Source organism: Aeromicrobium sp. PFPM2_SD2, from assembly GCF_057364525.1.
In genome coordinates this window covers 1-10,189 of record NZ_JBNFNZ010000044.1, presented here as the reverse complement: position 1 = coordinate 10,189, position 10,189 = coordinate 1, and the positions used below count along the sequence as shown (strand labels likewise).

Below are 10,189 nucleotides of genomic sequence, written 5' to 3'. Positions count from 1 at the left end.
CCGTCCGCCCGTGTGGTCGTCGTCCCGAGCGTCCCGCTCGCGACGCGCAGGCCACCGAGGCTGCGCCCGCGGCCGAGGCCGCTGCGGCGCCGAGTGGAGAGGCCAGCTGATGCTGATTCCCCGCAGGGTCAAGTACCGCAAGCAGCACCACCCCAAGCGCCGAGGCATGGCCAAGGGTGGGACGCAGCTGGCGTTCGGCGAGTACGGCATCCAGGCCGTCGAGGGTCACTACGTGACCAACCGCCAGATCGAGTCCGCTCGTATCGCCATGACGCGTCACATCAAGCGTGGCGGCAAGGTGTGGATCAACATCTACCCCGACCGTCCCCTGACCAAGAAGCCCGCCGAGACCCGCATGGGCTCGGGCAAGGGCTCGCCCGAGTGGTGGGTCGCCAACGTCAAGCCCGGACGCGTCATGTTCGAGCTGTCCGGCGTCCCGGAGGACGTGGCCCGCGAGGCGATGCGCCGCGCGATCCACAAGCTGCCCATGAAGGCCCGATTCATCACGCGAGAGGGTGATCAGTGATGGCGAACGCCACCACCGCCGCCGACCTGCGTGGCCTGTCGGCCGACGACCTGGCCGAGAAGCTGCGCGAGGCGAAGGAGGAGCTGTTCAACCTGCGCTTCCAGAACGCGACCGGTCAGCTCGAGAACAACGCCCGCCTGCGCACCGTCCGCAAGGACATCGCCCGGATCTACACGGTCCTGCGCGAGCGCGAGCTGGGCATCGTCGAGGACAACGAGGTCTCGGCATGAGCGCGAACAAGAAGGAAGATGCCGTGAACGAGCGGAGCGCCCGCAAGGTCCGTGAGGGCGTCGTGGTCAGCGACAAGATGGACAAGACCGTCGTCGTCAACGTCGAGGACCACGTCAAGCACGCCCTGTACGGCAAGGTCCAGCGCCGTAACACCAAGCTCAAGGCCCACGACGAGACCAACGCCGCCGGCGTCGGCGACCGCGTCCGCATCATGGAGACGCGACCGCTGTCGGCGACCAAGCGCTGGCGCGTCGTCGAGGTCCTCGAGAAGGCCAAGTAGGAGACGATCGATGATTCAGCAGGAGTCGCGACTCAAGGTCGCCGACAACACCGGTGCGAAGGAGATCCTCTGCATCCGTGTGCTCGGCGGCTCCGGCCGGCGCTACGCCGGCATCGGTGACACGATCGTCGCCACCGTCAAGGACGCCATCCCCGGCGGAAACGTCAAGAAGGGTGATGTCGTCAAGGCCGTCATCGTCCGGACCGTGAAGGAGCGCCGTCGTCCCGACGGTTCCTACATCAAGTTCGACGAGAACGCGGCCGTCATCCTGAAGGCCGACGGAGACCCGCGCGGCACGCGCATCTTCGGCCCGGTCGGCCGTGAGCTTCGCGACAAGAAGTTCATGCGCATCATCTCGCTCGCTCCGGAGGTGCTCTGAGATGGCTCTGTCCATCAAGAAGGGTGACCAGGTCAAGGTCATCGCCGGCAAGGACAAGGGTGTCGAGGGCAAGGTCATCGAGGTCCTGACCGACGCGCAGCGCGTCGTCGTCGAGGGCGTCAACCGCGTCAAGAAGCACACCAAGGCCGGCCAGCCCGGCGCCGGCACCACCGGCGGCATCATCACCGCCGAGGCGCCGATCCACGTGTCGAACGTGCAGCTGCTGGTCGACGGCGACGACGGCAAGTCCACCACCCGCGTGGGCTACCGCCGCGACGACGTCACCAAGCGCCGTCCGGACGGCTCGACGTACGAGGCCCAGCGCTCCGTGCGCATCGCCAAGAAGACCGGAAAGGAGATCTGAGCGTGGCCACCACGACTGAGATCCCGCGTCTCAAGGCCCGCTACCGCGAGGAGATCCTCCCCGCGCTGCGCGAGCAGCTCGAGATCAAGAACGTCATGCAGGTCCCCGGCCTGACCAAGATCGTCGTCAACATGGGTGTCGGCGACGCGGCCAAGGACGGCAAGCTGATCGAGGGCGCCGTGCGCGACCTCACCGCGATCACCGGCCAGAAGCCCCAGGTCACCAAGGCCCGCAAGTCCATCGCGCAGTTCAAGCTGCGCGAGGGCATGCCGATCGGCGCGCACGTCACGCTGCGCGGCGACCGCATGTGGGAGTTCCTGGACCGCCTGCTGACGCTCGCGCTCCCGCGCATCCGCGACTTCCGCGGTCTGTCGCCCAAGCAGTTCGACGGCCGGGGCAACTACACGTTCGGTCTCACGGAGCAGGTCATGTTCCACGAGATCGATCAGGACAAGGTCGATCGTCAGCGCGGCATGGACATCACCATCGTCACGACGGCGACCACCGACGAGGAGGGGCGCGCGCTCCTCAAGCTCCTCGGCTTCCCCTACAAGGAGAACTGACATGGCGAAGACTGCCCTCCGGGTCAAGCAGGCCCGCAAGCAGAAGTTCGCGGTGCGCGAGTACACCCGCTGCCAGCGCTGCGGTCGTCCGCGTGCGGTCTTCCGCAAGTTCGGCCTCTGCCGCATCTGCCTTCGCGAGATGGCGCACCGCGGCGAGCTCCCGGGCATCACCAAGAGCTCCTGGTAATCCACCTCTGACGCCGTAGGTCCTCCCACACCGTCCGCTCCGGCGGCTGGGACGGGATGTGAAACCGCGGCAGAACGGAAACACACAGCAATGACAATGACGGACCCGATCGCGGACATGCTCACGCGTGTGCGCAACGGCAACCAGGCGTACCACGACTCCGTGACCATGCCCTACTCCAAGCTGAAGGCCGGCGTCGCCGAGATCCTGAAGAAGGAGGGCTACATCACCGACTTCGCGGTGAAGGAGCCCAGCGAGGGCGAGGTGGGCAAGTCGCTCACCATCACGCTGAAGTACGGCAAGCACCGCGAGCGCTCGATCGCCGGCATCCGCCGCATCAGCAAGCCGGGCCTGCGCGTGTACGCGAAGTCCAACAACCTGCCCAAGGTCCTGGGCGGTCTCGGCGTGGCGATCATCTCCACGTCCCAGGGACTGCTCACCGACCGTGAGGCCAACAGCAAGGGTGTAGGCGGAGAAGTCCTCGCCTACGTCTGGTGAGAGGGGACGTTTCATGTCGCGCATTGGCAAGATCCCCGTTCCCGTGCCCGCGAACGTCACCGTGACGATCGACGGCCAGGACGTCACCGTCAAGGGTCCGAAGGGCGAGCTCTCGCACTCGGTCGCCGAGCCGATCACCGTGGCCCAGGGCCAGGACGGCTCGCTGCTGGTCGAGCGCCCGGACGACGAGCGTCGTAGCAAGGCCCTCCACGGCCTGTCGCGCACGCTCATCAACAACATGGTCGTGGGCGTCACCGACGGCTACGAGAAGAAGCTCGAGATCGTCGGCGTCGGCTACCGCGTGCTGGCCAAGGGCCCGACCGCGATCGAGCTGAACCTCGGCTTCAGCCACTCGGTGCCGATCGAGGCGCCCGAGGGCATCACCTTCACCGTCGAGTCCCCGACCAAGTTCGCGGTCCTCGGCATCGACAAGCAGAAGGTCGGCGAGGTCGCGGCGAACATCCGCAAGCTGCGCAAGCCCGAGCCGTACAAGGGCAAGGGTGTCCGGTACGCCGGCGAGCGCGTCCTGCGCAAGGCCGGAAAGGCTGGTAAGTAACCATGGCGATCTCCATCAAGCACAACAAGACCGTCAAGGGTCGTACCGCGTCGCGCCTGCGTCGCCAGATCCGTGGCCGCAAGAAGCTCAGCGGCTCCGCCGAGCGTCCGCGCCTGGTCGTCACCCGCTCCAGCAAGCACATCGTCGCGCAGGTCGTCAACGACCTCGAGGGCCGCACGCTCGCGTCGGCCTCGACGATGGAGGCGGACCTGCGCTCCTTCGAGGGCGACAAGACGGCCAAGGCCCGCAAGGTCGGCGAGCTCGTCGCCGACCGGGCGAAGGCCGCCGGCGTCGAGACGGTCGTCTTCGACCGCGCCGGCAACAAGTACGCCGGCCGTGTCGCTGCGCTGGCCGACGGCGCCCGCGAGAAGGGGCTGACGTTCTGATGACCGGCTGCACGAACACGACTGACCAGAGGAGTGCCTCATGAGCGGAACCCAGCGTCGAGGCGGCGGCGATCGCCGCGGCGGACGCGGCGGAGACCGCAACGCCGAGAAGTCCAACTACATCGAGAAGGTCGTCACGATCAACCGTGTCGCCAAGGTCGTGAAGGGCGGTCGTCGCTTCAGCTTCACCGCTCTCGTGATCGTCGGCGACGGTGACGGCATGGTCGGTGTCGGCTACGGCAAGGCCAAGGAAGTCCCCACGGCCATCGCCAAGGGTGTCGAGGAGGCGAAGAAGAACTTCTTCCGCGTCCCGCGCATCCAGGGCACCATCCCGCACCCGGTGCAGGGCGAGAAGGCGGCCGGTGTCGTCTTCCTGCGTCCGGCCTCGCCCGGTACCGGCGTCATCGCCGGTGGTCCGGTGCGCGCGGTGCTGGAGGCCGCGGGCGTCCACGACATCCTGAGCAAGTCGCTCGGCTCGTCGAACGCGATCAACATCGTCCACGCGACGGTGGAGGCGCTGAAGTCGCTCGAGTCGCCCGAGACCGTGGCTTCGCGCCGTGGCCTCGAGGTCGAGCAGGTCGCCCCGGCGGCCCTGCTCAAGGCCGGCAAGGAGCCCTCGGCTCCGGCGGAGGTGACGGTCTGATGACCAAGCTGCAGGTCACCCAGGTCAAGTCGGGCATCGGTCGCCAGCAGAACCAGCGTCACACGCTGCGCTCGCTGGGCCTCAAGCGCATCGGCGACGTCAGCGTCGTCGAGGACCGCCCCGAGATCCGCGGGATGATCAACACCATCCCGCACCTCGTCACCGTCGAGGAGGTCGACTGACATGACGCTCAAGCTCCACCACCTGCGTCCTGCTCCCGGCGCCAAGACCGCGAAGACCCGTGTGGGTCGCGGTGAGGGCTCCAAGGGCAAGACCGCCGGCCGCGGCACCAAGGGCACCGGTGCCCGCTACCAGGTGCCCGTCGGCTTCGAGGGCGGCCAGATCCCGATCCACATGCGTCTCCCCAAGCTGAAGGGCTTCAAGAACCCCTTCCGCGAGGAGTACCAGGTCGTGAACCTGGACCGCATCTCCGAGCTGTTCCCCGAGGGCGGCGCGATCGACGTCGACGCGCTCGTGGCAGCCGGTGCCGTGCGCAAGGGCCACAAGGTCAAGGTGCTCGGCCAGGGCGACCTGACCGTCAAGGTCCAGGTCACCGCGCACAAGTTCTCGGCCTCGGCCAAGGACAAGATCGAGGCCGCCGGAGGCAGCACCTCCGAGGTGTGAATCCGTCACAGGATCCGCCGGGACCCCACGGGAGTCCCGGCGGATTTTGTGTCTTGTTAGAGTCTGCGAGGCGGGTCTGCCGCCCGCCCGTCCAGGTCCGCCCGGGGAACGCCCCGGGCACACGAGGAGGAAGTCGTGCTCAGCGCCTTCGCCAACGCGTTCAAGACGCCCGAGCTGCGCCGCAAGATGCTGTTCGTGCTGGGCATCCTGGTGCTCTTCCGCCTGGGCTCGACGGTGCCCGCGCCGGGCATCAACGTGCCGAACGTCCAGCAGTGCGTCGACCTCGCGTCGTCCGGTGACAACAGCAGCCTGTTCGCGCTGATCAACGTCTTCTCCGGTGGAGCGCTGCTCCAGCTGACGGTCTTCGCGCTCGGCATCATGCCGTACATCACCGCCAGCATCATCCTTCAGCTGCTCGTCGTGGTCATCCCGCGACTGGAGGCGCTGAAGAAGGAGGGCCAGTCCGGCCAGGCGAAGATCACGCAGTACACCCGCTACCTGACGCTGGGCCTGGCCGTGCTCCAGGCGACCGGCATCGTGGCGCTCGCCCGCAGCGGCCAGCTCTTCGGCGGCATCGACTGCGGCGCCCTGCTCTACCGCGAGGACAGCATCCTGTCCTTCCTGCTCATCGTCCTGACGATGGTCGCCGGCACCTCGGTGATCATGTGGTTCGGCGAGCTCATCACCGACCGCGGCGTCGGCAACGGCATGTCGCTGCTGATCTTCACCCAGGTCGTCGCGACCTTCCCCGGCGCCATGTGGCAGATCAAGCAGACCAACGGCTGGACGACGTTCACGATCGTCTGCCTGGTCGGCCTCGTCGTCGTCGCCGGCGTCATCTTCATCGAGCAGGCCCAGCGCCGCATCCCGGTGCAGTACGCCAAGCGCATGGTCGGACGCCGCATGTTCGGCGGCTCGTCGACCTACATCCCGCTGAAGGTGAACCAGGCCGGCATCATCCCGGTCATCTTCGCCTCGAGCCTCATGTACCTGCCGGCCCTGGCCGCCCAGTTCAACCAGGACAAGGGCTGGGCGAAGTGGGTCCAGGACAACTTCGTCAAGGGCGACCACCCGATCTACATGGCCACGTTCGTGGTGCTGATCGTCTTCTTCGCCTACTTCTACGTCTCGATCACCTTCAACCCGGAGGAGATCGCCGACAACATGAAGAAGTACGGCGGCTTCATCCCGGGCATCCGCGCCGACGTCCGACGCAGGAGTACCTGGCCTACGTCCTGAGCCGCATCACCGCCCCGGGCGCCGCGTACCTGGCCCTCATCTCGCTCATCCCGATGATCGCCGTGGCCGTGTTGGGTGCCAGCCAGAACTTCCCGTTCGGCGGCACCACGATCCTCATCATCGTCGGCGTCGGCCTGGACACGGTGAAGCAGATCGAGAGCCAGCTCCAGCAGCGCAACTACGAAGGGTTCCTGCGGTAATGCGACTCCTCATCATGGGCCCGCCCGGTGCGGGCAAGGGCACGCAGGCCGTGCAGCTCGCCGAGCGCCTCGGCGCCGCGCACATCTCGACCGGCGACATCTTCCGGGCGAACGTGTCCCAGCAGACCGAGCTCGGCCGCACCGCGCAGCGCTACATGGACGCCGGCGAGTACGTGCCCGACGAGGTCACCAACGCCATGGTGAAGGACCGTCTGGCCCAGCCGGACGCGCAGGCCGGCTTCATCCTCGACGGCTACCCGCGCACGACCGACCAGGTCGCCACGCTCGACGCGATCCTGGACGAGCTCGGCTCGGGCCTGGACGCCGTGCTCTCGCTCAAGGTGGACTCCGAGGAGCTCATCGCGCGCCTGCTCAAGCGGGCGCAGGACAGCGGCCGCTCCGACGACACCGAGGACGTCATCCGTCACCGCCAGGAGGTGTACGTCAAGGAGACGTCGCCGCTGCTGGCGGTCTACGCCGAGCGCGGCCTGCTGCGCGAGGTCGACGGCATCGGCACGGTCGACGAGGTCGCCGGGCGCATCCACGCCGCCCTCGGTCGCTGAGCCCCGTGCTGTTCGACCGCGGCGTCGAGCTCAAGACGCCGGCCCAGCTGCGGGTGATGCGCGAGGCCGGCCTGGTCGTCGCCCACACCCTGGCCCGCCTGCGGGACCAGGTCGCGGCCGGCATGACGACCGGCGACCTGGACGCGATCGCCCGTGACGCCATCGCCGAGATGGGCGCCACCTCGAACTTCCTGGGCTACCACGGGTTCCCCGGCGTCGTCTGCACGTCGGTCAACGACGAGGTCGTCCACGGCATCCCCGGTGACCGCGTGATCGCCGACGGCGACGTCGTCTCGATCGACTGCGGTGCCGTGGTCGACGGCTGGCACGGGGACTCGGCGGTCACCGTCGCGGTGGGGGAGGTGCCCGACGACGTCACCGGGCTGCTGCGGGTCACCGAGCAGGCCATGTGGCACGGCATCGCCGCCGCCCGCGACGGCCGGCGGGTGGGCGACGTCGGCCACGCCGTCCAGTCCTACGTCGCCGAGCAGGGCGACTACGGCATCGTCACCGGCTACACCGGCCACGGCATCGGCACCGCCATGCACCAGCCGCCGGACGTCCCGAACGTCGGCCGCGCCGGCAAGGGCGCGCGGCTCAGGTCGGGCATGGCGATCGCCGTCGAGCCGATGATCACCCTCGGCACCGCGCAGACGCGCACGCTCGAGGACGAGTGGACGGTCGTGACCTTGGACGGCTCGTGGGCCGCGCACTTCGAGCACAGCGTCGCGATCACCGAGGACGGCCTGTGGGTGCTCACGGCGCCCGACGGCGGGCGTGAGGCGCTGGCCGCGCTGGGCGCGCCGTACGCGGGCGACTGACGCTCTCCTTCTCGCACCACGCAGCAGGGCCCGGCACCGCGGTGCCGGGCCCTGCTGGCGTGCGGTCAGCGGACGGTGCCGCTGCGGCCGCTCGTCACGGCGCGCGTCGTGTAGCCGCTCGCGGACACGGTCACGCGGACGCTCAGCCGGTGCCGCCGGTCGGCGGTGGCCACGCGGTACGTCGAGCCGGTCGCGCCCCGGATGACCTTGCCGTCGCGCAGCCACTGGTAGCGGAGGGTGCGCGTGCCCGTGGCGGGCCTGCGGACCGTCACCGTGGCCTTGAGCTTGCCGCGCACCTTCGCCGTGCCCTTGACGGCGACGGACGCGCTGACGGTGCCGCGGGCGACCCGTGCCGTCCACGCCGAGGTGCGGGCGGTGCTCTGGTAGCCCGGCGCCGTCGCCGTGACCCGCACCCGGATGCGCTTGGTCGCCAGCTGCGGCGTCAGCGTGAGGCGCGAGGAGATCGCGCCGCGGATCGCGGAGCCCTCGGCGTACCACTGGTACTGGTACCGGGCGCCCGGCGCCCAGCGCGGGGTGTTGACCGCCAGGTCGCGCCGACGGCGGGCGTGCCACGCAGGACCGGGTTGCCCGAGGTCATCGCGCCGGTCGGCAGCGGGTTGCTCGCCGCCGTGGTGGCGACCGCGTCGCGGTAGCCCGAGCGGCTGGCCGTCACCTGGACGCTGAGCCGCTTGCCCAGGAACCCGGGCGTCGGCGTGAACGTCTCGCTCGTGGCCCCGCGGATCGCGACCCCGTCGGCGAACCACTGGTAGCGGCGCTCGACGTCGGTGCGCGAGAACGCGTCGTCGCTGAGGCTCAGGCGCGAGCCGACCGCGAGGCGCCCGCGCAGACGCGGCGCGCTGGTGACGGTGAGCTCGCTGAACGGCACCGCGACCGTGGGGGACGAGGCGGTCGTCGGCCGGTAGCCCGTGCGGCTCGCGGTGACCGAGACCGACAGCGAGGTGCCCGCCACCGACCCCGGGATGGTGAGCGACGCGCTGGTGGCGCCGGGGATCGGCCTGCCGTCGGACATCCACTGGTAGCGGAAGGTGGTGCCGCTGACGTTCCACGTGCCGGGGGAGGCCTTGACGGTGCGGTCGACCAGCTTGGTGCCCGAGTAGGTGGGCCGGGCCGTCGTGGTGGCCAGCGCGCCGGGCAGGACCTTGGCGGCCGCCGAGTAGAGCGTGGACGTCTCGAGCGTGCCGCGCTTGACCACGACCCGGACGGCGAGCGACTTGCCCAGCTCGGCCTCGGTCGGCGTGTACGTGCGGGTGCCGGCGCCGGAGATGGACTTGCCGTCGGCCTGCCAGCGGTAGGTGATCTGGTCGGCCTTGACCGACGGGTCGAGCTTGACCGCGGCGGTGCTGACCGCGCCGCCGACCTTGACGGTGCCGGACACGGTGGGCTTGGCGACCGCCGGGAGGCTCAGCACCAGGAAGTCGGTGGGCCAGCGCGCGGTGTCGGTGCGCGCGATGCGGCGCCAGCGCAGCACCGGGCCGCCCCAGCTGGACTCGGAGATGGTGATCGACTTCGAGTCGACCTTCTCGACGTACGCCACGTGGCCGGCGCTGCCCTGGTAGGGCCACCAGGCCACGGCTCCGGGCACCGGCGTGCTCGTGCGGTACGTCGGCAGGGCGGTGCCCCAGTTCTTGGCGTTGCCGCTGCCGCTCCACGGACGGGTCGTGGGCAGCCCCTGGTGGGTGATGAGGCGGTACGCGACGTAGTTGGTGCAGTTCGCGCCGCTGAACATGTTCCAGTACATCCGCCCCTTCGCCGCGTCGTAGCCCGCGTCGGAGTAGCCGGCCTTCTTGCAGGCGGCGACGTGGGTGCACAGGGTGGCGGACGTCGTGGCGGCGGTGCTCGGTGCGGCGGACAGCACGGAGGCGGTCAGGACCGCTAGCACCAGGGCGACGACTCGGGAACGCGACACGCCGAGAGGGTACACGAAAAATCTCAACCTGGAATCGAGAGTTGTGACGGATGTGACGGGTGGGACCTCGCCCGTACCCGTTCCCATCGGCCGCCACGGACCCGTCCTGAGCCGTCGCGCGGGCCGGACTCGTCCGGCCGAACGGCCCCGCCGGGGGACCGCGGCGGGCATTAGGGTGCGGCGCGTGAGCGACGACATCACC

General features: G+C 69.3%; 17 protein-coding genes and 1 pseudogene. 16 read left to right on the top strand and 2 right to left on the bottom strand.

Annotation, left to right across the window (positions count from 1 at the left end; translation table 11 throughout):
- The first annotated feature begins 109 nt into the window (after window positions 1-109).
- The 16 genes and pseudogenes from rplP to map all read left to right on the top strand — a co-directional run bounded on the left by rplP (window position 110) and on the right by map (window position 8,060).
- Complete coding sequence (rplP, locus tag AC2W7G_RS04215) at window positions 110-526, top strand: 50S ribosomal protein L16 (RefSeq protein ID WP_019143639.1); 417 nt, start codon at window positions 110-112, stop codon at window positions 524-526.
- Window positions 526-756 (top strand): 50S ribosomal protein L29, encoded by a 231-nt coding sequence (gene rpmC / locus AC2W7G_RS04210; RefSeq protein WP_131404601.1) that lies wholly within the window; start codon window positions 526-528, stop codon window positions 754-756. The genes rplP and rpmC overlap by 1 nt, the downstream gene beginning before the upstream one ends.
- Window positions 753-1,037 (top strand): 30S ribosomal protein S17, encoded by a 285-nt coding sequence (rpsQ, locus tag AC2W7G_RS04205; protein ID WP_485867334.1) that lies wholly within the window; start codon window positions 753-755, stop codon window positions 1,035-1,037. The genes rpmC and rpsQ overlap by 4 nt, the downstream gene beginning before the upstream one ends.
- A gap of 10 nt (window positions 1,038-1,047) precedes the next feature.
- Complete coding sequence (gene rplN, locus AC2W7G_RS04200; RefSeq protein ID WP_019143636.1) at window positions 1,048-1,416, top strand: 50S ribosomal protein L14; 369 nt, start codon at window positions 1,048-1,050, stop codon at window positions 1,414-1,416.
- A 1-nt stretch (window position 1,417) separates the two neighbouring features.
- Window positions 1,418-1,780, top strand: coding sequence for a 50S ribosomal protein L24 (rplX, locus tag AC2W7G_RS04195; RefSeq protein ID WP_485867333.1), 363 nt, complete (start codon window positions 1,418-1,420; stop codon window positions 1,778-1,780).
- Between the two features lie 2 nt (window positions 1,781-1,782).
- Window positions 1,783-2,343: a 50S ribosomal protein L5 gene (rplE, locus tag AC2W7G_RS04190; protein WP_485867332.1), complete on the top strand. Its 561-nt coding sequence runs from the start codon at window positions 1,783-1,785 to the stop codon at window positions 2,341-2,343.
- A gap of 1 nt (window position 2,344) precedes the next feature.
- Window positions 2,345-2,530 carry a type Z 30S ribosomal protein S14 gene (locus AC2W7G_RS04185; protein ID WP_019143633.1) on the top strand — a complete coding sequence of 62 codons (186 nt, stop codon included), beginning with the start codon at window positions 2,345-2,347 and terminating at the stop codon, window positions 2,528-2,530.
- 90 nt (window positions 2,531-2,620) lie between these two features.
- The gene (gene rpsH, locus AC2W7G_RS04180) at window positions 2,621-3,028 is read left to right on the top strand and encodes a 30S ribosomal protein S8 (protein ID WP_485867331.1); all 408 of its coding nucleotides are present in this window, start codon (window positions 2,621-2,623) and stop codon (window positions 3,026-3,028) included.
- A 13-nt stretch (window positions 3,029-3,041) separates the two neighbouring features.
- Entirely contained in the window at window positions 3,042-3,584 is a 543-nt protein-coding gene (gene rplF / locus AC2W7G_RS04175) for a 50S ribosomal protein L6 (RefSeq protein ID WP_485867330.1), read from the top strand.
- A 2-nt stretch (window positions 3,585-3,586) separates the two neighbouring features.
- Entirely contained in the window at window positions 3,587-3,970 is a 384-nt protein-coding gene (gene rplR / locus AC2W7G_RS04170) for a 50S ribosomal protein L18 (RefSeq protein ID WP_485867329.1), read from the top strand.
- A gap of 40 nt (window positions 3,971-4,010) precedes the next feature.
- The gene (rpsE, locus tag AC2W7G_RS04165; RefSeq protein ID WP_485867328.1) at window positions 4,011-4,613 is read left to right on the top strand and encodes a 30S ribosomal protein S5; all 603 of its coding nucleotides are present in this window, start codon (window positions 4,011-4,013) and stop codon (window positions 4,611-4,613) included.
- On the top strand, window positions 4,613-4,795 hold the full coding sequence (gene rpmD / locus AC2W7G_RS04160; RefSeq protein ID WP_485867327.1) for a 50S ribosomal protein L30: 183 nt from the start codon (window positions 4,613-4,615) through the stop codon (window positions 4,793-4,795). Before rpsE ends, rpmD begins: the two co-directional genes overlap by 1 nt.
- Before the next feature lies 1 nt (window position 4,796).
- On the top strand, window positions 4,797-5,237 hold the full coding sequence (gene rplO / locus AC2W7G_RS04155; RefSeq protein WP_485867326.1) for a 50S ribosomal protein L15: 441 nt from the start codon (window positions 4,797-4,799) through the stop codon (window positions 5,235-5,237).
- Window positions 5,238-5,372: 135 nt separating this feature from the next.
- A pseudogene (gene secY / locus AC2W7G_RS04150) lies at window positions 5,373-6,676 on the top strand (preprotein translocase subunit SecY).
- Window positions 6,676-7,239 (top strand): adenylate kinase, encoded by a 564-nt coding sequence (locus AC2W7G_RS04145; protein WP_485867325.1) that lies wholly within the window; start codon window positions 6,676-6,678, stop codon window positions 7,237-7,239. Before secY ends, AC2W7G_RS04145 begins: the two are co-directional and overlap by 1 nt.
- Window positions 7,240-7,247: 8 nt before the next feature.
- Complete coding sequence (gene map / locus AC2W7G_RS04140) at window positions 7,248-8,060, top strand: type I methionyl aminopeptidase (protein WP_485867335.1); 813 nt, start codon at window positions 7,248-7,250, stop codon at window positions 8,058-8,060.
- 65 nt (window positions 8,061-8,125) lie between these two features.
- Here the strand turns inward: map and AC2W7G_RS04135 are convergent, their stop codons facing one another.
- On the bottom strand, window positions 8,126-8,473 hold the full coding sequence (locus AC2W7G_RS04135) for a hypothetical protein (RefSeq protein WP_485867324.1): 348 nt from the start codon (window positions 8,471-8,473) through the stop codon (window positions 8,126-8,128).
- Window positions 8,474-8,502: 29 nt separating this feature from the next.
- Window positions 8,503-9,987 carry a CHAP domain-containing protein gene (locus tag AC2W7G_RS04130; protein WP_485867323.1) on the bottom strand — a complete coding sequence of 495 codons (1,485 nt, stop codon included), beginning with the start codon at window positions 9,985-9,987 and terminating at the stop codon, window positions 8,503-8,505.
- Window positions 9,988-10,189 lie beyond the last annotated feature (202 nt).